This window comes from Streptomyces sp. 5K101 (assembly GCF_046506645.1).
Taxonomy (GTDB): domain Bacteria; phylum Actinomycetota; class Actinomycetes; order Streptomycetales; family Streptomycetaceae; genus Streptomyces.
Window position 1 is genome coordinate 524,778 of the sequence record NZ_JBKFFO010000002.1, and the last position, 26,176, is coordinate 550,953.

A 26,176-nucleotide genomic window follows, 5' to 3' on the forward strand; every position below is an offset into this window, starting at 1 on the left:
CGTCATGCCTTGATCAGCCCGGCGCCGTGCAGGGCGTCGGCCGCGTCGGCGACGGTCTCGAACGGCAGCCCGGATCGCTCCGCGACGTCCAGCAGACTGTGCTCGCCGTCGGAGAGACTGAGCACCCAGAGCATGGCCGTCTGGGCGTGCTTGGTGTCGCTGCGGCCACCGAGCGCGTCGTACAGCCCGCGTCGGCCCAGCTGTGGCTCGCCGTAGGGGCTGAGGTTGACGTACCGCCGGTTGCGGTCCAGCAGGGCGAATGCCTCGCGGCAGACGGCGAGCGTGTCCGCCATCGCCTCCGGGGAGATGAAGTCAAGGTTGTCCGCCGAGGTGTGGTACTCGGGGTAACCGGCGTACGGGGTCCGGGTGAGCGAGCCCACGCCCAGATCGAACCCCGGGGAGCAGAACTGCCGCTCGTCGTAGCCGTACGGAGTGAACTCGACGACGCGGTGCGGGCGTTCGGAGGCGGCCAGCACGTGCCCCATCACCCGGTCGATCTCCGCGTCGCCGCGCCTGCTCCGCTTGTACGTCAGTTGGCCCGGGTCACCGGCGCAGGCCAGCACGAGCCCGTGCTTGACCCGTTCCACCCGCTCCGCGTTGCGGGCGAGCCAGGTGATCGCCCCGATGGTGCCGGGCGCGAACAGGAACCGGTAGGTGTAGTACGGCGTCTGCTCCGCCAGCGCCCGGGCCAGGAACGTGGCCACCGCGATGCCGGCCAGGTTGTCGTTGGCCAGCGACGGGTGGCAGACGTGGCAGGAGACGATCACCTCGTCGGGGACCTGCCCGGGGACCACGTGCTCGGCGTAGGTGAGGTGGCCGTCGGCGAGGGTGGAGTCGACGCACACCTCGTACTCGCCGTCCGGCATCGCGTCCAAGGTCTCCTGGGCCAGGCAGAACCCCCATTCCGGTTTGTAGTAACTGGTGCGGTACGGCACCCAGGACGGGTGGTCCGGCAGGGTGTGCAGGTGTTCCCGCAGCTCGGCCAGCGGCATGGTCGCCGACACCGGCACGCTGTAGCCGAGCACGTGCAGGCTGGACGCGGCGAAGTCGACGACCCGGTGACCGGCGGAGTCGGCGATGTACGCGTCCCGGATGTTCCACTCCTGCGGCACCGTCCAGTCGAGCACCTGGATGCCGGTCGGCACCTCGTGCACCTGCAGCGGGAGGTACTCGCCGACGATGTCCAGGGTGGCGCGTACCCCGTCGCCGGTGATGCTCCGGCAGAGCGGGTACAGCCGCTCCACCAGCGCGTACATCTCGTCGCCTGCCGCCGTCATCGGCGCCACCGCAAGGTGTCGTCGACGGCACCGGCCTCGGACGCCGCGCGTAGCACGGCAAGCCGGGTGAAGCGTCGCTCGAAGTCCTCCCGGGTCAGCCCGTGTTTCCGGTAGGCGTCGGCGAGTTCGAGTGCGCCCTGCTTCACCGTCCACTCGCAGTCGAAGCCGGGTATCGCGGCGCGGAACCGGGAGAAGTCCACTTGGTACGACCGCGGATCGGCACCGGTCTCCCCGGTGATCACCACCTTCGCGCCGGACACCGCCTCGGCGACCTGCGCGGCGATCGCGGCGACCGTGACGTTGTTGATCTCGCTGCCGATGTTGAACGCCCGGTCGTGCACCGCTTCCCGTGGCGCGGTCAGCGCGGCCGTGAAGGCCCGTGCGATGTCGGCGGCGTGCACCAGCGGGCGCCAGGGGGTGCCGTCGGAGAGCACCAGGACCTCGCCGGACAGGAGCGCGTGGCCCACCAGGTTGTTCAGCACGATGTCGGCGCGCAGCCGGGGTGAGTAGCCGAAGGCGGTGGCGTTGCGCATGAACACCGGGGTGAAGTCGCCGTCGGCCAGCGCGTGCAGGTCGTCCTCCACCCGCACCTTGGACTCCGCGTACGGCGTCACCGGGCGCAGCGGGGCGTCCTCGCCCACCAGGTCGTCGCCGCCGGCGGCGCCGTAGACCGAGCAGGTCGACGCGTACAGGAAGCGCCGCACGCCGGCGTCGCGGGCCAGCCGGGCCAGCCGTACGGACGCGTGGTGGTTGATGTCGTAGGTGAGCTCCGGTGCCAGGGATCCCAGCGGGTCGTTGGACAGCGCGGCCAGGTGGATCACGGCGTCCACCCCTGCCACGTGGTCGGCCGTGATGTCGCGCAGGTCCACCCGATGGCCCTGCGGATCCGCGGGCGTAGGGCCGAGGACGCAGTCGGCGAACAGGCCGGAGTCGAGGCCGACGACGTCGTGTCCGGCGGCGGCCAGTACCTGGGCCATCACGGTGCCCAGGTAGCCCTGGTGTCCGGTCAGCAGTACGCGCAAGGTTCAATCCCCCAGGTCGAGCGTGAGTTTGGTGACGGCGAACGCCTCGGCGTAGCGCTCGTGGCATTCGATTCCGCGGATGCGTGCGAGGCCGAGGAAGGCCTCCCGGTCGTACCAGGGGCGGTGGCGCTGCGAGGGGTAGTGCTCCTGCAGCAGCCGCACCTTCTGTTCGGCGGTCTCCGGTGAGAGCGGCTGGTACGCCGCCAGCCGGCCGAGATCGCCGTCCCACTTGACGATCTCGTAGCCGAGGACGAAGTGGTCGCGGAACGCGGTGGGTATCAGCTGGGCCAGACCGCGGTGGTCCTGGTGCGCGTCATCGGTGCGCGGGGCGAGGACCAGATCCGGGTCGGTCTGCGCGCGCAGCTCCTCGACGGCGGACTTGGCCTCCTCCCAGTTCGCGGGCAGGCGGCCGTCCGGCAGCTTGTGCACGGTCAGCCGCAGGTCGGCACCGGGGCAGAAGGCGGCGAGCGCGGCCTGCTCCTCCTGCTCGCGCTCGCTGCCGCCGCCGGAGAGCACCAGCGCGTCGACGCGGATCCCCGGCCGCGCGAGGCACATCGTCAGCAGCGTGCCGCCCGCGCCGATGGCGATGTCGTCGCAGTGCGCGCCCACCGCGACGATCCGGTTCAGGCGTCGGGTGTTGAGCCGGATCACGCACGCACCCCCGCGCTGGCCCGTTCCCATACGGCCCACGGCCGGTCGCCCCGGGCGTAGGCCTCGTCCAGCGCGGCCCGCTCCTTCACGGTGTCGGTCGGCTTCCAGAAACCGCGGTGCTGGTGCGCCAGCAACCGGCCCCGCTTGGCCAGTTGGGCGCATCCGTCGGCGACCAGGTCCCCGTTCTCCGGGATGTGGTCGAAGATCTCCTGGCGGAGCACGAAGTAGCCGCCGTTCTCCCACAGCGGCAGGTCGCTCACCGCGGTGATGCCCCCCACCAGGCCGTCCTCGCCCAGGTCCACGCAGTGGAACGAGGACTGCGGCGGCACCACCACCATCGACGCACCGGCGTCGCGCCGGGCGAACCGGTCGATCATCTCCGGCAGCGGGGCGTCGGTCAGTACGTCGGCGTAGTTGGCGAGGAACATGTCGTCGCCGTCCAGGTGGTGCCGCACCCGGCGCAGCCGCTCCCCGATCGGGGACTCGATGCCGGTCTGCGCAAACGTGATCGTCCAGTCCGCGATGTCGGTGGACAGCAGCTCGGTCCGCCCGCCTCGCAGCACGAAGTCGTTGGACGTCGTCTCCTCGTAGTTGAGGAAGAAGTCCTTGATGTGGTGGGCCCCGTATCCGAGGCACAGGATGAACTCCTTGTGCCCGAAGTGCGCGTAGTAGCGCATGACGTGCCAGATCAGCGGCCTGGGGCCGACCATCGCCATCGGCTTGGGCACGTCGTCCGCGGCGCCGCTCCGCATCCGCATCCCGTAACCGCCGCAGAACAGAACGACCTTCATGCTGTGACCTTTCAAGACGCGACCTCGACAATGCTCAGTTCCGGGATGGGAAAGACCAGTCGGCCGCCCCAGTCGTGTACGAACGACAGCTGCTCGACCAGCTCGGCCCGCAGGTTCCACGGGAGGACGAGGACGTAGTCCGGTCGGTCGGAGGCGATCTGCTCGGGCGGCCGGATCGGGATGCGGGTGCCCGGCGTGAACCTGCCGTGCTTGTAGGGGTTGCGGTCGACCGTGTACGGGAGCAGGTCGGGCCGGATGCCGCAGTGGTTGAGCAGGGTGTTGCCCTTGCCCGGGGCGCCGTAGCCGACGACGGTCTCGCCGCGCTCGGCCGCCTCGATGAGGAACCGCAGCAGGTCCCGGCGCACCTTGGCCACCCGTGCGGAGAACTCGGTGTACCCGGACAGCTCCTGCAGCCCGGCCGCCTTCTCCCGGGCCAGCACGTCGGCCACCCTCTGCGACGGCTCGCCGGCCACCTCGGCGGGCCGGGCCCACAGCCGGATGGAGCCGCCGTGCGTGGGCAGCAACTCGACGTCGACGAGTGCGAGTCCGCCGCTCGCGAGGGCTCGGGTCGCGGACGCGACCGTGTAGTACTGGAAGTGCTCGTGGTAGATCGTGTCGTACTGGTTCTCCTCGATCAGGGTCAGCAGGTGCTGCACCTCAATGGAGACCCAGCCGTCGTCGGCGACCAGCGCGCGCAGCCCCTCGGTGAACCCGATCACGTCGGGGATGTGCGCGTACACGTTGTTGGCCACGACCAGGTCCGCCGGGCCGTGTTCGGCGCGGACGGCCGAGCCGGTGTCCGGGCTCAGGAACTCCGTGAGCGTGGGCACACCCTTCTCCCGCGCCGCGGCGCCGACGTTCACCGACGGCTCGATGCCCAGGCAGCGGATCCCCCGGCCCACCATGTGCTGCAGCAGGTACCCGTCGTTGCTCGCGACCTCCACCACGAAGGCGTCGGTGCCGAGGGCGAGGCGCTGAACGGCGTCGGCGACGAACGTACGCGCGTGCTCCACCCAGGAGGTCGAGTAGGAGGAGAAGTACGCGTACTCCTTGAACGTCTCCTCGGGCGTGATCAGCGGCGGGATCTGTGCCAGCCAGCAGTCGGTGCAGACCCGCAGGTGCAGCGGGTACGCGGGTTCCGGCTGGTCCAGTTGGTCCGCGGCGAGAAAGCTCTCGCACGGTGGCGTCGCCCCGAGGTCGACGACGCTCGCCAGCGCCGCCGAGCCGCAGAGTCGGCATTGTGTCATTTACTGCCCCCCATTGATTTCGTCCGACCCGCGATCGCGGTGCGGTACCCCTCCACCAGGCGGTCAAGGCCGACGGCCGGGCTGAAACCCTGCTCGTAACGGCCCCGGGCCGCCTGCCCCATCTCCCGGTTGCGGGCCGGATCGGCCGCGATCCGGCGTATGCAGGACGCGAGCGAGGCGGGCTCGCCCGGCCGGTGCAGCAGGCCGGTCACCTCGTCCTCGACGAGTTCGACGAAGGCGCCGTGGCCGGCGGCGACGGTCGGGACCCCGGCCGCCATCGCCTCGACAACCACGAGGCCGAACGCCTCCAGCCACGTCGAGGGAGCCACCACGGCGACCGACCCCGCGATGGCCCGACGGCACTGAGCCGGGTCGTACAGGCCGACGTAGCGCACGTCGTCCCGGCCCGCCGCCCAGGCGGTCACCTCTCGCTCCAGCGGCCCCGCGCCGGCGATCACGAGCGGCACGCCCACACCGCCGCCCGCTGCGATCTCGTCCCACGCGGCCATGAGCAGCCGCACGCCCTTGGCCTCCGCGAGCCGGCCGAGATAGAGCAGATGCTCTCCCCCGCCCACTCGGCAGGCGCCCGGGTCGGGCACGAAGTTGTGCTTCACCGCCAGCCGCTCGGCCGGCATGCCGGACCGCACCAGAACGTCGCGCTGCGCCGCGGAGATGCAGAAGAACCGCTCCACGCCGGACCACCACCGCTGCCGGTTGACCGACAGGCTGACCGCGAGCGGCACCGTCGCAAGGCGGGAGCTCCGGTAGCAGCCGTGCCGGACGGCGGGCAGCGGCGTCGATCCGACGCACTCGGTGCACGGCCGGCCGTCCCGCTGCAGCGTGCCGGGCGGGCAGACCTGGGTGTAGTTGTGCAGTGTGGCGACGGCGGGCACACCGGCGTCGGCGCAGGCGGCCAGCACCGCGGGCGACAGGAGCGGGAAGACGTTGTGGACGTGGACCACGTCCGGGCGCTCGGCGCGAAGCCGGGCGGCGAGCTCCGCGCGGACCGGCGGGTTCCACGGCACCAGCAGCGGTACCGCCACCTTGCCGAGGAGGGACCGGGATGCGATGTCGTCGCTGCGCCGCTCGAACACCTCGACCCGATGGCCGGCCTCGCGTAGCAGCTCCACCTCCTGGTCGACGACCTTGTTCTCCCCGCTCGGCTGCGCCGAGGCGTAGCGATTGTGCACCACGAGGACGTGCATGCTCAGGTCACCTCTGATGTCCGGGCCCAGCGCGGGATGTGATGTCGAGGGAGTTCGGGTGTCGAGAGGCGAGGGGCTTGGGGCGTCGAGTCGGGAGCGGCCGCGGCAGGTGCCGCCAGGAGTGAGGCGGCCAGGGCCAGATGCAGCAGATACGGCGAGGCGTCGCCAAGACCGACCTCGGTGTACGACGCGATCACGCAGTAGCTGGTCAGGAAGATCGCGCAGGCTCTCTGCAGCGACGGTGGCCGCAGCAACGCCACGCCGCCCAGCACGATGATGATCGCCGCCACCAACGCGACGCCGATCAGGCCCTGTTCCTGGTACACGGCCAGCCAGCTGTTGTCGATCGGCAGCCCGCCGAACGACTTGTCGCCCAGGCCCATGCCGAACAACTTCTCCGTCGTCGACCGGGGCTCGGCCAGCAGGGCGTCCCAGACCTTGGCCCGACCGGTGAGGTTGGAGAAGGTCTCCTTGCTCTGTCCGCGCAGGAACCACGCCTGCAGCGCGGAGGCGAACCCCACCACGGCCACCGTGGCGCACAGCACCGCCCAGGTGAAGAACCGGCGGGCTGCGGCGCTGGTCATGATGAGCGACCCGATCGCCAACACCAGGCCGATGAGCAGGCCGAGCGTGGCCGTCCGGGTATGGGTCAGCGCGAGCAGGACGAGTGCCGGCACGATGACCACCGCCGCGCCGGTCCTGACGGTCCGGCGGCCCAGAACGAGCAGCACGGTGAGTCCGGTGATCACCGCGGCGTACTGCCCGATCTGCGGCGGGGTGAGCGGCCACAGCGCGCCGACCAGCCGCCCGCCGTACAGCTCGGGCATGGCCGCTCCCGGTGAGACAGCCAGGCCGGCGGCCACCGACCCGAGCACCGCGAAGTACATCCGGATGTGATGCCGGACGAACGTCAGGCCACCGTCCCACCAGCGGCTGAGCAGCCACAGCGTGGTGACGAAGAGGGTCAGTCGGGCGCAGCGGAACAGTGCACCGAACCCGGACTCCAGGTTCGCGCTGGAAATCACGCTCGGCACCAGCAGCAAGGTCAGCAGGAACACGTAGGCGCTCGCGCGGATGCGCAGCCGGAGATTGGCCGCGAGCGCCAGCGCGAACGCGGCGGCCAGCGCGCCCATGGTGAATATCTGGATGAGGGAGCGGGGGAGCGGGACGATGGTGTTCGCCCCGGCGGAGCCGAGCGTGTTGAGGACCAGCAACCCCCAGGCGATCCCGACGATCTTCGGTGTGCCGGCAGGGCGCGGCTCGGCGCCGGGCTGCGTGCCCACCGTGTCCGGTGCGCCCGGCTGCCCGCCGTGCCGCAGGTTCTCGCCCATCTCAACCACCGGCCCGTGGGTCGAGGGTGCTGCCGGCGTCCTGCCGGTACCGCTTGCTCTGCCACTGCCCGAAGTCGAGCACCCGGCTCGGGTCGTGGGCGACGAACTTCCACGGTCCGGCGTAGACGTTGTCGTGCCAGCGGTTGTGCTGCTTGTGAGTGATCGCCTCGGCGACCCGCTCGCCCTGGTACGGCGACCAGTCCGGGTAGGTGCCGTAGTTGGCCAGCACCGCCATGCGATCGCACTTCGCCGTGCATTCGACGACGGACTTGTCCAGCATGAAGCGGTTGTCGTGGATGTCCACCCGCTGGGTCTTCCACCGGCAGTCGGCGTAGAGCGGTGCGGTAGCGATCGCCGGCTTCGCGCAGCGGTCGGTGTCCTTCACCAGCAAGGTGCAGTCACCGGACGAGGTGTTGGCCGGGCCGTCCGCCCACAACCCGGTTCCGCGGTTGTCGTGCACCCAGTTGCCGCGTACGTCGGCGCCGTCGACGGCCCAGAACTTGATGCCTCCGGTGCAGCCACAGCCCTCCCGCCGCCGCTCCCAGTCGCCGGTGTTGTTGCCCACGACCTCGTTGTCCTCGACCACCAGGCCGCTGATACGGCCGGTGGCCTTGTACGCGTTCATGCCGTACTGACCGTCGTCGCGCAGGCAGCCGGCGCGGACCCGCTGGCGGGCTCCGGCCATCAGTCCGGCGCCGGAGTTGTTCTGGATCGTCGCGTGCTCGATCACACACCCGTCGGCCGAGTCATGGTTGACCACGCCCTCGTCGTGCGGCGCGACGAAGCCCTGCACGGTCAGGTGGCGGATGGTGACGTTGCGGGCGCTGCCGCCGAACGCGTACTGGTTGGTCTTCCGGCCGTCGAGCACCGCGCCCGGCGCGGCGACGTAGCTGTTCCCCTTCTTGGGGATGACCTGGGCGTAGCGGTCCGGGTCGAGCCGGTGCTTGCCCGGTCGAAGCCAGAACGTGGTGTTCGGGGGGTTGCTCTTGGTCTTCGCCGCGAGGTCACCGACCACCGCCGGGTCGACCGTCACCGCGCCCGCCGGCGCCTTCGCAGGGCCGGCCGCGGGATTGGCGCACACCCGGGCCACGGGCGTGGACGACGGCGCGGCGGTCGGCTTCGCCCCGGCGTCCGACGTGCTGTCACAGCCGGTCGCGGCCAGCAGGACCAGCGTCAGCGGTGCCGCCGCCCACGCCCAGTCCTCCCTCTTGCTCTCCACGCGCCCCCCCTAGCCGTGGAACCTGAGCACGGTGGTGAACCCCTCCGCGCCGTCGGTGAAACCGGTGCCGACCAGCGTGGTGGTGAGTTCCTTGCGCCCGAAGCCGGCGGAGTACCAGCCCAGCGGAGGGTCTGTCTCGCCGCGATGCGCCTGCCAGGCCAGTTGCTCCGGCAGGTCGAGCACGGCGGAGCGCCCCTCGCCGTGCCGGATCCAGGTGAGCACTGCCCTGTTCCCCACCAGGTCCGCGGAGATCGCCGGGCCGAGGTGGAACGCCAGGCGCACGGCCCGGCGCGGGCTGTGTTGGCCGCGGACCTCGTCCACCACCCTCAGCTCCTGGCTCGCGGCCGCCAGCTCCACCCTGCGGCGGTGTACGGAGGGCAGGTAACCGTCGTGCTCTGCGCACCAGCGGGCCACTCCCCCGTCGGATGTGTCCACGGCCAGGGCGCGGCTGCGGGCATGCCTGGTCCACAGGAACGGGCCGCCGGAGACGGACTGGTCACCGCCGTCCACCTGCAGGGTGTTGTGGCCGAGGGTCGACCGGAAGTACTGCCGCCACTCGGGTTGCCCGTGGTAGCAGAACGTCCCCGGGTCAGCCAGCACGTCGACCCCGTCGTGCCTGACCTCCACGGACAGCGCGTCCGCGTGGGCATGCGCGGCGATGGACAGGAAGCCGTGCGGACCACCGTCGCAGCGGCACCAGATCTCCCCCGGACCACGCAGGATGGTCATGCCCGCGTCGGCAAAGTGGCCTGGTCGGCTTGCCGGGCGGGTCACGGCCGGAGCGGTTCCGCTGTACGGCCGGATGAGCGCGGCCAGCAGCGGGGTGCGGACATCGGTGCCGGTCACCGCCGGCCACCAGGCGAGCCGGCCGAACACGGCTTCCCCGGTGGCCAGTAGCGAGGCCCACCGGTCGGTGCCCGCGCCGTCCACGACCAGACCGTGTCCGTCGTCCGCGTCTCCCTGGCGCGGCGGCCGCAGGTGGCTGTCCACGATCGCCGCCAGCGCGTCGGTCATCCGCAGCAGCACCAGCCGGAGCGACGCGGGGACGGGCACGCCGGCGGCGTCCGCCTCGGCCACCGCGGCCAGGCCGAGTTCAAGGACCAGTCCGTGATACTCGGTGGCCAGCTCGCGGTTGAGGCCGGAGGGAAAGGTGTTGCCGCGCAGATGCCGCTCCAGCGACCGCAGCGCGTCGGCTCGCCAACGCGCCGAGGAGGGGAACCACCCGAACGCGCAGGCCGCGGCGAACTGCCCGGCCGCCTCGGCGATGACGTGGTTGTTCGCTGAGGACCCCCGGCTGGGGAAGGCGGTCAGCCAGCGCTGGTGGTGCCAGATCTGGTTCCGTGCCTGAGGGTTGTCCTCGAACAGTCCGGCCGCGCCCGGCCAGCCGTCGAGCAGGCGGCGGATCCACACCCAGGACAGCAGTCGGATCCCCAGCTCGATGCCGCTGATCCAGTGCACGCCGTGCAGCGGCGCGTTGGCCGCCCACCACGAGCGCAGGTGCTCGGCCACTCGCTCGGCGTACCGCTCGTCGCCGGTGATCGCGTAGGCGGCGGCTAGCACGGTCAGGTACTGATGCCGGGACGGCTCCCAGATCTGCTTGATGTCCCCGACCGCGTCCTCGTCGCGGTACGGCAGGCCGAAGGCGTAGCCCCACGGAGCCCGGCGCCCGGTCTTCGGGTCGTACCACCAGTCCGGGTCCACCAGGTCGTCGCGCACCACCCCGAAGTACTCGGCGTGCCCGGCCATGAGCCGGTCCGCCTCGGCGATGAGACGTTTCGCGGCGTCCGGTGGAACCGCGGCGATCGTCCCGGCGGGCAGTACGGCGGTGAACCGGGCGCCGGTCACGCTCGGGCAGTCCGGCGGCGCCGACCGCCACCGCCGTCTGCGCACTGCGTCGCCCACCCGGCCGCCGACCTCCCGCGGTCCCATCCGGGACAACCGCCGCAGGTACCAGCCCGCGCTCATGGTCATCGCGTCCTCGCCAACGTCACCGGCGCACCGCCCGCCAGGCCGGCCTGCACGGCGAGGGTGGCCGCCGTGGTGGCGACCAGCGACTCGAGTGGCACCGGCATCGGTCCGCCGGTCCGCACGGCCTTGACTAACGCGGCCAGCTCGGCGTTCTGGCCCTTGTCCCGGGCCTTGGGCAGCCGCGAACCGACCCACCGCTTGCGGCGGCCGTCGTAAACAGCGGCACGGACGAAGTCGTTGAGCCGCAGCACCTTGCCGTCCGCGACCAGGTCCAGCGTCTCCTTGGGGAAGCCGGCCGCGCCGGTGGTGACGTAGCTGATCGTGGCGGTGGACCCGTTCGGGTAGCGCAGTACGACCTGCAGGTCCTCGCTGCCGGACGTGGCGACCGCGTACACCGAGACCGGGTCGGCATCGAGCAGCCAGCTCGCGGTGTCGATGAAGTGTCCGCCCTCGCCGGCGAACCGCGAGCCCTCGGTGCCCTGTTGGAGGTACCAGCTGCCCTGCTGCAGCCGGCCCGCGTTGACCAGGTAGCGAAGGCTCGCCGGACCGGTCCGGGCGCCGAACCGCTGCCGAGCCTCCCGCAGCAATGGCGCGAACCGGCGGTTGAAACCCACCTGCAGCCGGTCGTTGCCGGACTCCTCCACCGCCCCGAGCACGCCGGCCAGCTCGTCCTCGGTGAGGGCCAGGGGCTTCTCCACGAACACCGTCTTGCCGGCGAGCAGCCCCTTGCGGGTCAGTTCGGCGTGCGAGCTGTGCCGGGTGACGACGAACACCGCGTCGATCGACGTGTCGCCGAGCACGGCGTCGAGATCGGTGGTCGCCTCTGCGAAGCCGAACTTCCGCTGCGCGTTGGCCGCAGACAGCGCCGTCGTGGTGACGACGGTCGACAACTCGACGTCGTCGCGCTGTGCCAGGTGCGGCAGCAGCATCGACGTCGCGTAGTTGCCCGCGCCGACGAACGCTAGCCGCACCGGCGCCTTGGCGGCCCGGGCCGGCGTGGACGCTCCGCCGCCGGGTCGCTTCACCGCGGGCACGGCCACCGCCGGGGCCTGCGACTCCCCCGCTTCTGCCGCGTGTTCGGGGTACCGGAACAGCACGGCCACGGCCTTCAGGTCGCCGTCCTTCAGACGCTGGTACGTCTCCACGGCGTCCTCGAAGTCGGCTGTGTGCGAGACCAAGGGCTCCACGTCGACGCAGCGGCGGGCGACGAGGTCGAGGAAGCACGCCAGGTTTCGGCGCTCGGTCCAGCGCACGTAGCCGATCGGGTAGTCCCGCCCCTCCAGCTCGTACTCCGGGTCGTAGCGCCCGGGGCCGTAACTGCGGGAAAACCGGACGTCGAGCTCCTTCTCGTAGTACGCGTTCCACGGCAGGTCCAGGCGGCACTTGCCGATGTCGACGACCCGGCCGCGGTCCCGGCTCAGCCGGGCGGCCAGCTCGACGGGCTGGTTGCTGCCGCCGCCGGCGGCCAGGTACACCTGGTCCACTCCGTGGCCGCCGGTGAATTCGGCGACGGCGGCTTCCACGGCCGCGGAGGCCGGATCGCCGCAGGCCGCGGCGCCCAGGCTCTCCGCGAGCTCGCAGCGCGCCGGGTCCGGGTCGACCCCGACGACGCGGACTCCCGAGGCGGCGAGCAGCTGCACCACCAGCTGCCCGATCAGCCCGAGGCCGATGACCAGCGCGACTTCGCCGAGCTGCGGCTCGCCTTGGCGGACACCCTGGAGCGCGATCGACCCGACGGTGCCGAAGGCCGCGTGCCGCGGCGCGAGGCCGTCCGGCACCGGGGTGTAGAGGTTCTTCGGCACCCAGTTCAGTTCGGCGTGCAGCGCGTGCTGGTTGCCGGCGCAGGCCACGAGGTCGCCGACCTTCACATCGTCGATCCCGGCGCCGACCTGCTCGACGACCCCGCACAGCGAGTAGCCCAGCGGCGTGTAGGAGTCCAGCTTGCCCATCACCTTGCGGTAGGTGGCGGGCACCCCGTTGGTGGCCACGCTCTGCACGACCTTGGCCACCTGGTCCGGGCGGGAGCGGGCCTTGCCCAGCATCGACATGCCGGCCTCGGACACCTTCATGAGCTCGGTCCCGGTGGAGATCAGCGAGTAGGCGCTGCGGACCAGCACACCGCCCGGCTTGCACCCCGGCACCGGAACGTCGAGCACCGCCAGCTCGCCGCTCTTGTAGTTCTGTACAACCTGCTTCACCCGAACTCCTCTGATTCCTAAACCGTTAACCGAGTGCTCTGGCCGGACCCAGAGGTCGCGTCGCGATACCAGTACTCGAGGGTCAGCACATGCCACAGATGCTTGGAGAAGTCCCGCTGTCCGGCGGCGTCCTCGGCGACGAGCCGCTGAAGTGCGTCCCGGCGCAGGAACCCGGAGCGGACGAGCACGCCGTCGTTGACCACCTCGCGCACCAGCGGTGCCAGATCCCGGCTCATCCAGGCCCGCAGCGGTGCGCTGAACAGGCCCTTGGGCCGGTACACGATCTCCCGGGGCAGGATCGAGCCGGCCGCCTCCTTGAGGACGGCCTTGCCCTGTCGTCCGGCGATCTTGCGGTCGCCGGGCACGGCGAACGCTGCCTTGACCACCTCGACGTCCACGTACGGCACCCGCACCTCGGTCGACGCGGCCATGCTCGACCGGTCCGTGTACGTGAGGTTCAGACCCGGCAGGAACATCCGGGCGTCGCCCAGGCACATGCGGTTGACGAAGTCGTCGAGGTCGTTGTCCTGGTAGACGTCAGCGTGCTCGGTCAGCACGTCCTCGACCGCCTGGGCCAGGTCCGGATCGACCAAGGCGAGCAGTTCGTCCTGGTCGTACATGGTGTAGCTGCGCCGGAACGCGGTCTCCTCCGGCAGATCGGCGAAGGAGAGGAACCGCTTGGCGAAGCGCACCGACCGGTACCCCCGGCGGGACGTGGCGACCGGCAGCCGGTCCACGGCCCTGGACAGGCCGCGCCGCAGGAGCCTCGGGACGCGCTGGTAGCGCAGCGCGATCAGGTTGGCCAGGTGCTTGCGGTACCCGGCGAACAGCTCGTCGGCACCCATCCCCGAGAGCATCACCTTGACCCCGGCCTCCCGGGCGGCCGAGCAGATCAGGAACGTGTTGATCGCGGCGGGGTCGCCGATCGGCTCGTCCAGGTGGTAGGTCATCTGCGGCAGCAGGTCGAGCACGTTCGGGGCGATCTCGATCTCGTGCAGGTCGACGCCGAACCGCTGGGCCACCTGACGGGCGTAGCGCAGGTCGTCCGGCATCGCCTCGAACCTGGCGTCCTCGGCGCGGAATCCGATCGTGTAAGCGGAGATGCCGGGTCGGGCTCGGGCCGCCAGCGCGGTCAGGTAGCTGGAGTCGAGGCCGCCGGAGAGAAAGGTCGCCACGGGTACGTCGGAGAGCAGGTGGCGCCGGGTCGACTCCTCGACGATGGCGGCTATGTCCGGCCGCTCGCCGGCCTGTGCCCGCTCCCGGCCCTCGGCGGCGACGTCTTTCAGATGCCAGAACCGGCCGCGCTCCACCCGGCCGTCGGGCCGGAACTTCATCCAGCTCCCTGGCGGCAGCTTCTCCGCCCCGCGGAACGCGCACCGTGAGTCCGGCACCCAGTAATAGAGCAGTGAGGCCACCAGCGCCGCATGGTCCACCTCCAGCGTCCCCCCGGTCGCGGCGGCGAGCGCCTTGAGCTCGGAGGCGAACACCAGGCCCTCGCCGCGCCGGAGAAGGAACAGCGGCTTGATGCCCAACTGGTCGCGAGCCAGTACCAGTTCACCGGTGCGCTCGTCGAAGATGCCGAACGCGAACATGCCGCGCAGGCGGGGCAGGCAGTCCGTGCCCCAGCGCCGCCAGGCCCCCAGCAGCACTTCGGTGTCGGAGGTACCGCGGAAGCGCACCCCGGCGGCGACCAGTTCGGCCCGCAGTTCGGGGGCGTTGTACAGCTCGCCGTTGTAGGTCAGGGCGAGGCCGCCCGAGACCATCGGCTGGGCGCCGGTCTCGGACAGGTCGATGATGGCCAGCCGGCGGTGCCCGAGCTGTACTTCGCCGTCACCGACGGGGTGGCCGTACCGGCCCGCCCCGTCCGGGCCGCGGTGGGCGAGGGTGTCGGTGAGCCGGTCGGTCACGACCTTCCCGTCCGGCCATCGGTAAGTGCCCGCGATGCCACACATGTCCTACCGCGCCTCCTGGTCGTTGTCCGCGCCCCGTACGGCCCATGACGCCTGCTCCGTCCGCGGCCGGCCCGTCCCGTTCTGCCGGGCCGGCCGTTCGCTCCGGCCGCGCAGCGCGGTGTGCAGGCCGTCCCACAGGGTCCCGTCGGTCCGGTCACGCGGATCGGGGTCGATCAGCACCACACCGATCACCGGAATGCGCTGGTCAGCGAGCTGCCGCGCCACGGTGTGCAGCCACGCGGCGCTGCCGTGCCCGGCACGCACGACGAGCACGGTCTGTGTGCCGAGGCACCGGAGGTCGGTCCACGCCGTGCCGGGCGCCACCGAGCCGACGCCGAGCCGGCGCTCCTGATGCGACACGGTTGCGGCACGCCGGCCGCTGACCACGGTGGGGTCTCCTGGCTTCAGGTGCCGCTTTGCGAGCTGCGGGCCGGGCAGACCGTCGATGACAGCCCATGGTCCGTCCGCCGCCATCGCTCTGGCCAGGTCCAGGGCGATCACGCTTGTGCTGCGCGCACAGCCCAGTTCCAGCAGCGACAGCGGCTCCACGGAGCCGCGCACGGTGCGGGCAAGGGTCGCGGTGAGCCGTTCGCGTACCGCCCGGGTCCGTCGGCGCTGCCACGGCCTGCCCGAGCGGCGGGGCAGCTCCGCGATGACCGAGGCGCCCAGGTTCGCCGCGATGTCCCGGCGCAGCACGGGGCGGTCCGCCACCACGGTGCCGACCGCGGCCAGCGCGAGCCCGAGGACGAGCCCGAGGACGAGCCCGATCGCGGCGTTGGTGGCAGCGGCCTTGGGCAGGGAGTGCCGCACCGCCCGCGGGGCGTCCACGATCTGCGTGCCGGCGACGACCTTGGGCGTGCCGGTACGCGCCTCCGCGGCGCGCTGGTCGAAATCGGCGATCCGTGAGTTGAGCTCGGCCCGGCGGGCGAAGAGCGACTCGATGCTCGCCGACGCTTTCGGGTCGCTGTCCGGCGATCGGTCTCCGATCGCCTTGTTGACCTGGTCGAGCTCGTCCCGCATGCGGTCACGCTGGTCGAGCAGGGCGTCAGCCTCGGCCTCCGCGGTTTCCCGCATCCGCCGCACATGGTCCGCGACGAACGCGTCGGCCAGTGCCCTGGCCCGGGCCACCGCTTCCTCGTCGCTGTCACCTGTCACAGTGATCTGCAGCAGGTTGTTGGTCAGACCGGTGCCCCGGTAGTCCCGCATGAAGTCTTCCGGTTTCTCCCGGGATTTGAGGGACTGCAGGGCCTTGCTGGCGATCCGCGTGGTCCCCAGCAGCTCGACGTCGGTGCGGATCAGCGTTCCGGTGTCGTTCGGCTGGTCCTCCTTGTGCACGACCAGCACTTTGGTCACCGCGGTCGGCGGCGGCATCAGGACGGCCACGGCCGTCCCGACCAGCAGTCCCAGCAGCGCCATGGCGCAGCAGAGGCGGCGGCGCCTGCGGACCGCGACCACCAGCGCCTGCAGGTCGAGCAGCGGAGTGGCGGCCGACGACTCCGAAGTCGTGCTCGTCGTCATGTTGAACACCCCGTCGCGTGGCCGCGAACCGCGAGCGCGGGAGCGGCGTCATCCGGAGGACGGCCGGCAGATCGCGTCGGACGGGCCCGTACCGTGTCGGCGACGACGATGCCGACGACCTCATGTCCGCCGTCCGCACACGCTTCGGCGATGCCGGTGAGCTCCTCCGCGGTCCAGCTGCCCGCGCTGAGGACGACCAGGGCACCGGACTCGGTGTCGCGGTCCGGCACCATCGGCCGGTCCACCGACACCTCCACCACCCGCAGCAGAGGATCGCCCTCGGCCGCGGCGACGAGCTGCCCGGCGGCCCGGCGGGCGATCTCGTCGCCGCCCGGCACGACAGCCAACAGTCTCCGGGGGGCGGGCAGTTGTTGCCGAAGGCGAGTGCACAGCCGCCGGTGGTGGATCCGGCTGCCGGCCTCGTCGACCGACCTGAGCGGGGCCGGTATGTCCCACCTGGTGTGGACGCCGAGGAGTCGGCGGACGGAGGCCCGTGGGCCACTGTCCGCCGGCCGGTGCGGGCGCCGTTCATCGGGCACGTCGACGGTGCCGAGGACCGCCGAGCCCAGCGCCGCGGCGATCTCCGGTCCGGCGCGCAGTCGGTGATTCACCCGTGCGGCGACGAGATGGCCGGTGATCGCGAGCAGGAAGAACAGCAGTGCCCCGGCGACGATGAGCTGCATCCTCGTCGGCGGCGCCTCGCCGGTCGGCCGGGCCGCCGGGCCCATGACGACCATGCCGGCCATGGTGGTCGCCGGATCGGCCTGGTCCAGCTTCGTCATGGCCTCCTCGAGCGAGGTCCGCAGCTTCTCCAGCGCGGTGCGGGCCTGCACGCCTTCCACGGTCCCCGGGTCGGCCGCCTTGGCCAGGTCGGTGATGCGGCGGTCGGTCTCCTGGACCTTCTGCCGCAGCGCCTCGAGCCCCGTAGCCGCAGCGGCGTCGGTGCCGCCGCCTGTGATCCGCGCGGCATATCTGACGAACTGCTGGGCGACCTGGTCGGAGAGCTGCTGCGCGCGCTCGGGGGTGTCGGCCGTACCCGAGATGTCAATGATGTTCCCGTCGGCGGCCTTGGCGCTCACTCGATCCCGCAGCTCGGCGCCGCTGACACCGGTCCAGCCGAGCGCGGCACCCACGCGGTCGAGCACCGTCGAACTGGTCGCGATGTCCACCTGAGTCAGCAGCTCGCGCTCCTCCCACTGCCCCGGCAGCAGGACCGATGCCGTCGTCGTGTAGCGAGGCGGAAACACCACCGAGACGCCGTAGCCGACGAGTGCGCCCACCACGGCGAGGATGGCGAGAAGCCGCCGGCGCCGACGGAGAATCCGGCCGATCGTGACCAAGCGGATCGTGTCATTGCTCAACGGCGCTGCCTCTTCCCCGTGCGGACCGGGTCGCCCGCCGACATCGGAGTGCGGTCACGGCAGGCAGCGGCGTAGGCGGCGAGCAGCGACTCTTGCGAGTTCCGCCAGGAGAGCGGCCCGCTGATCCGCTCCTGGCCGATCTTGCCCATCCGGGCCCGCTTCTCCGGATCGTCCAGCAACAACGCGATGAGTCCCGCGAATGCGGCCTCGTCGTTGGCGGGCGCGTAGACGGCGGCGTCACCGGCGGAGACGCGCGCCTCCTTCAGGTCGAACGAGACGATGGGCCGGCCCATCGCCATGTACTCCAGGACCTTGTTCATGGTCGACACGTCGTTGAGCGGATTGCGCGGGTCGGGGGAAAGGCACACGCTCGCAGTGGACAGGTAGCGCACCAGGTCGGCGTCCGGGATGCGCCCGGTGAACTGCACCTGTTCGGAGAGCCCGAGCCGCCGGGACAGCTCCACCATCGCGTCGAAGGCGTCGCCGGCGCCGACGAACACCGCATGCCAGTCGGTCCGTCCGAACTCGTCGCGCAGTTTCGCGAGGGCGCGCAGGGCGTAGTCGACGCCGTCCTGCGGGCCCATGACGCCGAGGTAGCACAGCAGATGGGGCTTGCCGCGCTTCAACTGCGGCTCCGGCGGCACCGGTTGGAACCGGTCGATGGCGGGTGCGCTGCGCACGACGAAAACGTCCTCCGGTCGCCGACCGCCGCGGCGCATCGCGACGTCCCGGTAGCTCTCGTTCGTGGCGAGCACGATGTCCGCGGCCCGGTAGGTCCGCCGTTCCAGCGCGCACACGGCGCGGTAGAGCAGGTCCTTGCCACGGTCGAACCGGGAGAGGTACAGCTCGGGCACCAGGTCGTGCTGGTCGAAGATGAACCGCGCGCCTCGCCTCTTCAGCCACAGTGCGGGCAGGAACAGCAAGTCGGGCGGATTGCAGGCGTGGACCACGTCGACCGGGCCGACCTCGCGGGCCAGCTGGACCGTGTGCCACAACGCCGATCCGTACTCGCGAAGGTAGCCGGCCGGTCCTCCGGTGGCCGCGCGCAACGGGTAGCGGTGGATCCGCACTCCGTCGATCAGCGCCTCCGGTTCCCTGTCCCGCTTTTCCCCCCGTGGACAGATGACGCGCACCTCCCAGCCCGCGTCGCGCAGCGTCGTGCACTCCTGCCACACCCGCCGGTCGAACGGCACCGACAGGTTCTCCACCAGGATCAGCGCGCGCCGGCCCGGCCGGTCGCCGCCGGTCATGTCACCAAGCAAGGCCCACGTATCCCGGTTCGGCCCGGCGCGCCTCGGCGTCGGGAAGGCGGATGAGGTCGACGATCACCGGGCCGTCACCGTGTGGCAGCGCCGACAGCACGGCCGGATCCCTGGTCCCGACCAGGCACACCTCTGCGTGCTCGAGCACCTCGTCGACGGAGTCGGCGAGCAGCTGCGCGAGGTGCGGCAGCCGGGTCTCGATGTACTCGCGGTTCGCGCCGACCAGCCGGGACAGGCTCACGTTGGCGTCGTGGATCTTGAGGTCGTAGCCCTTGCCGAAGAGTCTCTCCGCCAGCTCGACGAGCGGGCTCTCGCGGAGGTCGTCGGTGCCGGGTTTGAAGGAGAGCCCGAACAGACCCACCCGGCGCTTGCCGGTGCGCTCGACCAGTTCCACCGCGCGCTGCAGATGGTCGGAGTTGGAGGGCAGCACGTGGGCGAGGATGGGCACCGAGACGTCGGCCCGCCGCGCCGCGTGGACCAGGCTGCGCAGGTCCTTGGGCAGGCAGGAGCCACCGAAGGCGAAACCGGGCCGCAGGTAGGCGGGGCTGATGTTCAACTTGCGGTCGGCCAGGAACACGTCCATCACCTGGTGTGAGTCCACCCCGAGCGCCCGGCACACCGCGCCCATCTCGTTCGCGAAGCCGATCTTGAGGCCGTGGAACGCGTTGTCCGCGTACTTGATCGCCTCGGCCGTCGCGACCGGCACCCGGAACACCTCGCCGGGCAAGCCGTCGTACAGCGCCGCCACCGCGTCGCCGCTTGCCGGGTCGAGCTCGCCGATGACGGTCTTGGGCGGGTCGAAGAAGTCCCGCACGCTCGTGCCCTCGCGCAGGAACTCAGGGTTGACCGCGACTCCGATGTCCACCCCGGCCGTGCCGCCGAGGTATTTCTCCAGGATCGGGACCAGCAGGTTCAGGCAGGTGCCCGGGAGCATGGTGCTGCGGAAGACGACGGTGTGCTGGCCCCCCTGCTTGGCCCCCTCGGCCAGCGCGGCGCCGATCTGCTCGGTGACCCGCTCCAAGTACGTGGTGCACAGGCTGCCGTTGGGCTCCGACGGCGTGCCCACACAGACCAGCGACACCTCACTGCCCGTGATCGCCTCGCGGACGTCGCCGGTGGCGCGTAACCCTCCGGTTCGCACGACCTCGGCGATGAGCTCGCCGATCCGCTCCTCGACCACCGGGGCCTTGCCGTCGTTGACCAGGTCGACCTTCACCTGGTTCACGTCCACCCCGATGACCTCGTGCCCCATGCTGGCCAGGCACGCGGCCGACACGCAGCCCACGTAGCCGAGCCCGAAAACGCTGACTCTCATGACCCGTCTCTCCCCCAGGCAGACCCTTGTGGCCTGCGGTCGCCGCATGCAGGTCCTTGTGGCCTGCGATCCCCCAAAAAATCCTGGCCTGCCGTTCGCGCGTCGGCCTAACGACGCCCCCCATGCATCAGTAGGCCCCCTGCCCGTGGAGCACCGCACGCAGCGTCTTCCACAAGATCACTGTGTCCAGGGCGAGCGACCAGTCCTCCACGTACCGCAGGTCGAGCCGGACCGCTTCCTCCCACGGCAGGTCGCTGCGTCCGCTGATCTGCCACAGGCCGGTGAGCCCGGGCTTGACCAGGAGCCGCCGCCGGATGTCCGGGTCGTACGCGGCGCACTCCTCCGGCAACGGAGGCCGGGGTCCGACCAGCGACATCGATCCGGTGAGCACGTTGAACAGCTGCGGCAGCTCGTCGAGCGAGTACCGGCGCAGTACTGCTCCCACCCGGGTCACCCGCGGATCCCGGCGGAGCTTGAACAGCAGGCCGGCGCCCTCGTTGCGGTCGGCCAGCTCGGCCCGTGCCCCGTGGGCCCCGGCGACCATGGTGCGGAACTTGAGAATGTTGAACTCACGGCCGTCCTTGCCGACCCTGCGCTGGCGGTAGAACACCCCACCCCGGCTGTCCAGCACCACGAGCAGCCCGACGAGCACCATTAGCGGCGCGAACAACATCAGCAGAAACGTTGCGCCTACCCGGTCGACGACCCCCTTGATCGCCCGGCGGCCCCCGGTGAAGGTCGGCATGCTGACCCGCAGCAGCGGGATCCCGAGCACCGCGTCGACGTGCAGCCGCGGGCCGGCCACCTCCATCAGCACGGGGGCCACGACCATCTCGGTATCGCTGCCTTCGAGGTTCCAGGCCAGCCGCTGCAGCCGGTCCGGTGACCAGTGCGGGTCCGGTGTGACCGCGACGACACGGTAGCCGTCGTGGCGTACATGCTTGGCGACGTCCGTCATCCGGCCGACGACCGGCACTCCGTCGAGGTGGTCGCCCTCGAGCCCGCGACCGTCCGGCGTGCACACCGCCTCCACCCGCCAGCCGATGTGGGGGAACTTGCGGGTTCGCGTGATCAGGTCGCGCACGGTGGCCGGGCTCCCGGCAGCGAGCACCGGTCGCAGGCACCGTCCTTCCTTGCGCTGTTTGTGCAGCCAGAGGCGGAGCAGATACCGCGCGGTCATGGTGACGAGCGCGACCGCGGGGATCGCGACGAATATCCAGAGCTTGATGTTGCGCGAGGCGAGGGCGATACCGCCGAGCGCCAGTACGACGGTCGCCGCGAACAGTGAGCGTCCGAGTCGGCGGAATTCCTCGGCGCCCTGGCCGAGCACGGCCGGAGCCCACGACCGGCTCACCGCAAGCGCTCCCAGTACCAGCAGCTCAGTGCCGAACGCGAGAATTCCCCACTTCTCGTGCCAGTTGGCTGCGTCCCGAACCCCGAAGAAGTTGCCGATCGCCGCCACCACCAAGGCGGTGGCCACGGTATCGCTGGTGATCACCGTACGGCGGTACCGCTGCTCCCAGTCGATCGCGGGCCTGCTGATCGCCCCATTCGTCAGACCCCCGCACGCCGACGAAAAAGGGCCGACTAATCCCCCCTGCCGCACAGAACCCCCCCGGTCCCCAGTGGTACGACGTGTTCGCCTGACACTGTTCCTCCCCGCGGGAGGCCCCCGCCCCGCGCTGTTCCTCCCCGCGGGAGGCCCCTGCCCCCGCATATGGCATCCCGGCTACTTCAGCGCTACGTGAACAACCCGCCCCGGCCGCAGCGGACTCATGTGCCCCGCCCGCGTCTCGAGGTGCGCCGGAACCCGTCGAAATCTCGGGTGCTCCCCGCACCCAAAACCCCTCTCGGGCTCAAAGAGTTGATCACCCGCACGTCTGAGGCCGAAGACGCAGTTGCCGGCTTCGCATAGCGTCTGACCCATAGATCATCATTTGACGCCTTGCGTGCCGCATGTGAAGCACGGTCAATCTAGACCATCGAGGCCCATCTGAAGAGACGATGTGTGCAATTTGCGCTCAAGATTTGAAGATGGATCCACGCAGCCGTAACCGCCCTGCGGGCGCGTTGGCGACGAAGGCGTGCCTTGTGACCTGTGATGACGGGGAGTTCTCCGGACTGCGTCAGTGTGTTCATCGGGGCTGATCGGGAGCATGTCGGATGGCTGGATCAGGCGGCGGCCGGAGGGGGTGCATGCCCTGCAGCAGTTCGTCAGTACGGTGCGAGGTGAGCCGGCCACAGGGGCCCGATGGCGTCAGAAATGCGCCCAAATACCATCTGCCGCTGGCCTGTTGACCGGCCGGCTGGCTGTCTTCCGCGCCGGTGATCGTGGCCGATGCCGGCTACGGCCACGGGTCGGGACAACGGCACGGCAGTGCGCCCGCACCCCGCCCACACCGACGCCCTGCCGAGCCCCCGACGCTGTTGGCCAAATTCGAGCCCACGCGGGACAGCGACGCCCAAGACCTGGTTATGGTCTTGGGCGCCGACGTTGTCGCGCGGCGTGCGTGTCGATATCCGGGGCCGTCACCGACGGCTTCCTGACGTCGGTGGATCACATCGCGCAGAGGGAGGGCATGCAGCACCGGAAGATGAGCCGACACGCCCCAGCCCCCACGGTCCGGTACGGCCGCGGCGCCCTCGCACGTCACCCGCCCACCGTGAGCTCCGCGCAACCCCGCGTTGGCGTCCAGGCGTGACCGACCGCCGGTTCGGCAGCGTGCTCAAACGCTGTGATCGGGGCGGTGAAGAACCGGACGCAGGGTCTCGATGGCGCTCGGGTCGTCCACCGTGGACGGGGTGGGTTCGTCGAGGCCGTCGGCGATACCGGGCATCGTCTTGCGCAGGATCTTCCCCGAGCGCGTCTTGGACAGGGCGGCCACGACAGCCACCTCCTTGAGGGAGGCGACGGCACCGATGCGCTCGCGTACGAGCCGGACCAGTTCGGCCTCGATCTCCCTCGGGTCGCGGGCGGTGCCCGCCTTCAGGACGACGAAGCCGCGTGGGACCTGCCCCTTGAGGGCGTCCGCGACGCCGATCACGGCGCACTCGGCGACATCGGAGTGCGTGGCCAGGGCCTCTTCCATGCTGCCGGTGGACAGCCGGTGTCCGTCGACGTTGATGACGTCGTCGGTGCGGCCCATGACGTACACATAGCCGTCCTCGTCGATGTGCCCGCTGTCGCCCGTGAGGTAGTAGCCGTCGCAGGTGGAGAGGTAGGAGGCGACGAAGCGGGCGTCGTCGTTCCAGAGGGTGGGCAGCGAACCGGGCGGCAGGGGGAACTTCACGACGAGCGCGCCGTCGACACCGGCCGGCCGAAGGCCGCCACCTCGTCCTTCAGCTGGGTGGTGCAGCCACCCGCGTGAGCGGCCGGTGGCGCCCTGGGTGCGCCCGATGGGCTCGGCACATCTCCGAATCAGCGCAGGCGAAGGGACCGCGCAGCCCGGCCGGCGTCGGGTGAGCCGCCGGCCGGGCCTGTGGCGTCAGCTCTTGTGGATCACGATCGACCCTCCCGCAAGGGCGGTCGTCGGGTCCGCGTCGGGTGCCGAGCCGATCTGGTTGTCGTAGACGAGCGTGTCGTCCGCGGTCTTCCACACCCGCATCCGGAAGGTGTCCGGCGTACCGTCGGTCGCGCTGAGCATGAACGAGTACCCTGCGACGCCGTTGACCGTGCCCGTGCCCTTGAAGATGGCCCTGTCACCGGCGACGACCAGCCACTGGTGGTCGGCGGAGTGGAAGTTCAGGTTTCCGGCCTTGAACTGGAACTCCGTGCTGCCGGTGGGAACGGCCGCGCCCTTCTTGTACTTCGACACGAAGCCGAAGTTCGCACGCCCGGTGGCCCCCGGGTCTGCCGGGTAGGCGCCGGCCGGAGAGTTGATCCAGCCGCCGCCGGTCACGAAGCCGCCGTCGGGGTCGTACACGACCACGAAGCCACAGTGCTGGGTGTCGGTCCCGCCGTCGTCGTCCGTGACGGTGACGGCGATGTCGTAGATGCCCGCGGCCGGGTACTGATGCGTGCTGCCCACCGGGGAGTTCACGCCGGACACGTCGGTCGTCGTGCCGTCGCCCCAGTCGACGGACATCGTGTGGGTGTCGAGCGTGCCCGGGTCGGTGAAGGTTCCGCCGAAGGAGACGTCCGTGTTCACCGCGTGCGGGTCGACCGGGCAGGTGGTGAGGGTGAGGTTCGGGGCGACGTTCTTGACCGTCACGGTGGTGGAGTCGTCGTCCGTGAGGCCGTTGTCATCCGTCACGGTGAGCGTCACGGCGTCATCGCCGTCGTCGAGACCGTTGTACGTGGCGACCGCCGCACCGGCGTTCGCCAGCGTGCCGATGCCGGCGTCGGCGCCGCTCCAGGCGTACGAGACGACGGTGCCGTCCGGGTCGTGGCTGGCGGAGCCGTCCAGCATGACCGCGGAGCCCTCGTCGACGGTCTTGTCGAGGCCGGCATCGGCGACGGGCGGCAGACAGTTGACGGTGACGATGACCTTCGGGAAGGTCACGGAAGCGCTCTGGTCGTCGTGGTAGACGACGGACTTGTTGACGTCCAGCGGCCCGCAGGGGGCGCCGCGGTGCTTGACCTGGTAAGTGATCTCCAGGTCCTCGTCCCCGAGTTCGGCCCGGGACCAGGTGAACCCGTCGGCGGTGACGTCGTTCACGGCCGATCCGGCGAGGTTCGCGGTCACGGTGCCGGCCACGAGCTGCCAGGGCGCGTCGAGCGTGACGGCGATCGACGGGTGGATGGCGCCGGGTACCACGACCGCCTCGACGATCTCCTTCAGCAGGGTGTCGAGGCTGCCGAAGTCACCGGCCGAGAAGGTGTTGTCGGAGCCCGGGCCGCTGGCGATGACCTCAAGGGTGGCCTGCTGGATCCCCCCGCCGACGCCGACGGCGAATACGGTGGCCTCGGCCTGCAGGGCGGCTGCCTCGGCGGCCGTGTCGCCGCTGGTCGCCTCACCGTCGGTGATCACGATCGCCAGCTGGTTGCGGGCCGGGTCGTCGGGCCCCATTACGGCGTTGGCCTCGGCCAGGCCGCAGGCGATGCAGGTGCCTGTGTCCTGCTTGGGGTTCGTGTCGATGGCGTTCAGGACGGCATCCTTGTCGCCGCTGAGGGCGCTGACGGGCGGTGTCACGCCGTTGGCGAAGCCGACGACGCCGATCCTGCCGCCGTTGGTGAACAGCCCGTGGGCCGCCACGCCGTTGACCACGCTCTTGGCGAAGTCCTTCAGTTGGCCCCACTCGGTGCCGTCGATGCTGCCGGACTCGTCGAGGACGAGCACGAGGTCGGTCGGTGTCGACTGAGTGCTGGACTCGCCGTCGAGTCTGAGTTTCACGGTGGAGGTGCCGTACCGGGCGACGGCCGTGGGGCCGGCCGAGGCGTCGGGCACGGGCGCCGCCGCGGCACTGGGCGCCAAGGCGACCAGGCCGGTCAGAGCGAGGACCAGGACTGTGAATCCGGCCAGGAGTGTCCGTATGGGCATGGGCGTGCGCAGGCGCGTCGATAACGCGTGCATTGATTCCCCCCTAGGAATCCAAGCGGCGGGACGGGCACGCCGATGCGCTCGTCCCCGCTGTTGTCCGCAACGGAGCGTGCCGACTTGAGCCCGCTGCGTCAAGACACTGAGCAGATCGGACATGCGTACGCATCTCTGAACCGGCAGGGCAATACGACCCTATTTGGGGCGATACACAACTAGAGGGCAGACGGCGCATGCCTCCTGTCCGTTCTGGGCGAACCACTGACAGTCGGCTCTGACAGCGCATCTCGGCAGGTTTGTGGCAAGCTCAAGTTCTTGAGCATGTGCAGAGTGGACCAGCCGGCCGATGAGCCCGCACTGCCGGCCGGTCCAGTGTTCACAG

Annotated in this window: 17 protein-coding genes and 1 pseudogene; all 18 read right to left on the reverse strand. The window is 70.8% G+C overall.

From position 1 onward, the window contains the following. Window positions 1-2: 2 nt before the first annotated feature. The 18 genes and pseudogenes from ACLB9X_RS05260 to ACLB9X_RS05345 all read right to left on the reverse strand — a co-directional run bounded on the left by ACLB9X_RS05260 (window position 3) and on the right by ACLB9X_RS05345 (window position 25,797). Complete coding sequence (locus ACLB9X_RS05260; RefSeq protein ID WP_410359025.1) at window positions 3-1,286, reverse strand: DUF4910 domain-containing protein; 1,284 nt, start codon at window positions 1,284-1,286, stop codon at window positions 3-5. Continuing rightward, window positions 1,274-2,299, reverse strand: a complete 1,026-nt coding sequence (locus tag ACLB9X_RS05265; RefSeq protein WP_410359026.1) for an NAD-dependent epimerase/dehydratase family protein — start codon at window positions 2,297-2,299, stop codon at window positions 1,274-1,276. The genes ACLB9X_RS05260 and ACLB9X_RS05265 overlap by 13 nt, the downstream gene beginning before the upstream one ends. A 3-nt stretch (window positions 2,300-2,302) precedes the next feature. Then, the gene (locus ACLB9X_RS05270; RefSeq protein WP_410359027.1) at window positions 2,303-2,950 is read right to left on the reverse strand and encodes a PIG-L deacetylase family protein; all 648 of its coding nucleotides are present in this window, start codon (window positions 2,948-2,950) and stop codon (window positions 2,303-2,305) included. After that, window positions 2,947-3,741, reverse strand: coding sequence for a glucose-1-phosphate cytidylyltransferase (locus ACLB9X_RS05275; RefSeq protein ID WP_410359028.1), 795 nt, complete (start codon window positions 3,739-3,741; stop codon window positions 2,947-2,949). The genes ACLB9X_RS05270 and ACLB9X_RS05275 overlap by 4 nt, the downstream gene beginning before the upstream one ends. Window positions 3,742-3,752: 11 nt before the next feature. Continuing rightward, window positions 3,753-4,988, reverse strand: a complete 1,236-nt coding sequence (locus tag ACLB9X_RS05280) for a class I SAM-dependent methyltransferase (RefSeq protein ID WP_410359029.1) — start codon at window positions 4,986-4,988, stop codon at window positions 3,753-3,755. Beyond that, window positions 4,985-6,193, reverse strand: a complete 1,209-nt coding sequence (locus tag ACLB9X_RS05285) for a glycosyltransferase (RefSeq protein ID WP_410359030.1) — start codon at window positions 6,191-6,193, stop codon at window positions 4,985-4,987. The genes ACLB9X_RS05280 and ACLB9X_RS05285 overlap by 4 nt, the downstream gene beginning before the upstream one ends. Window positions 6,194-6,195: 2 nt before the next feature. After that, window positions 6,196-7,524, reverse strand: a complete 1,329-nt coding sequence (locus ACLB9X_RS05290; protein WP_410359031.1) for an O-antigen ligase family protein — start codon at window positions 7,522-7,524, stop codon at window positions 6,196-6,198. Between the two features lies 1 nt (window position 7,525). Then, on the reverse strand, window positions 7,526-8,743 hold the full coding sequence (locus ACLB9X_RS05295) for a right-handed parallel beta-helix repeat-containing protein (RefSeq protein ID WP_410359032.1): 1,218 nt from the start codon (window positions 8,741-8,743) through the stop codon (window positions 7,526-7,528). Between the two features lie 9 nt (window positions 8,744-8,752). Further along, the gene (locus tag ACLB9X_RS05300; RefSeq protein WP_410359033.1) at window positions 8,753-10,714 is read right to left on the reverse strand and encodes an alginate lyase family protein; all 1,962 of its coding nucleotides are present in this window, start codon (window positions 10,712-10,714) and stop codon (window positions 8,753-8,755) included. Then, window positions 10,711-12,909, reverse strand: a complete 2,199-nt coding sequence (locus ACLB9X_RS05305; protein ID WP_410359034.1) for a bi-domain-containing oxidoreductase — start codon at window positions 12,907-12,909, stop codon at window positions 10,711-10,713. The genes ACLB9X_RS05300 and ACLB9X_RS05305 overlap by 4 nt, the downstream gene beginning before the upstream one ends. Window positions 12,910-12,926: 17 nt before the next feature. Further along, on the reverse strand, window positions 12,927-14,861 hold the full coding sequence (gene asnB, locus ACLB9X_RS05310) for an asparagine synthase (glutamine-hydrolyzing) (RefSeq protein WP_410359035.1): 1,935 nt from the start codon (window positions 14,859-14,861) through the stop codon (window positions 12,927-12,929). Window positions 14,862-14,864: 3 nt separating this feature from the next. Next, window positions 14,865-16,379, reverse strand: coding sequence for a Wzz/FepE/Etk N-terminal domain-containing protein (locus ACLB9X_RS05315; RefSeq protein WP_410359036.1), 1,515 nt, complete (start codon window positions 16,377-16,379; stop codon window positions 14,865-14,867). Continuing rightward, window positions 16,376-17,740, reverse strand: coding sequence for a Wzz/FepE/Etk N-terminal domain-containing protein (locus tag ACLB9X_RS05320; protein ID WP_410359037.1), 1,365 nt, complete (start codon window positions 17,738-17,740; stop codon window positions 16,376-16,378). The genes ACLB9X_RS05315 and ACLB9X_RS05320 overlap by 4 nt, the downstream gene beginning before the upstream one ends. Continuing rightward, window positions 17,737-18,990: a glycosyltransferase family 4 protein gene (locus ACLB9X_RS05325; RefSeq protein ID WP_410359038.1), complete on the reverse strand. Its 1,254-nt coding sequence runs from the start codon at window positions 18,988-18,990 to the stop codon at window positions 17,737-17,739. The genes ACLB9X_RS05320 and ACLB9X_RS05325 overlap by 4 nt, the downstream gene beginning before the upstream one ends. Before the next feature lies 1 nt (window position 18,991). After that, entirely contained in the window at window positions 18,992-20,317 is a 1,326-nt protein-coding gene (locus ACLB9X_RS05330) for a nucleotide sugar dehydrogenase (protein ID WP_410359039.1), read from the reverse strand. 127 nt (window positions 20,318-20,444) lie between these two features. After that, window positions 20,445-21,923, reverse strand: coding sequence for a sugar transferase (locus ACLB9X_RS05335; protein WP_410359040.1), 1,479 nt, complete (start codon window positions 21,921-21,923; stop codon window positions 20,445-20,447). A 1,120-nt stretch (window positions 21,924-23,043) separates the two neighbouring features. Beyond that, a pseudogene (locus ACLB9X_RS05340) lies at window positions 23,044-23,634 on the reverse strand (AMP-binding enzyme); the annotation flags it as partial. Between the two features lie 168 nt (window positions 23,635-23,802). Further along, window positions 23,803-25,797 carry a VWA domain-containing protein gene (locus ACLB9X_RS05345; protein ID WP_410359041.1) on the reverse strand — a complete coding sequence of 665 codons (1,995 nt, stop codon included), beginning with the start codon at window positions 25,795-25,797 and terminating at the stop codon, window positions 23,803-23,805. Between the last annotated feature and the right edge of the window lie 379 nt (window positions 25,798-26,176).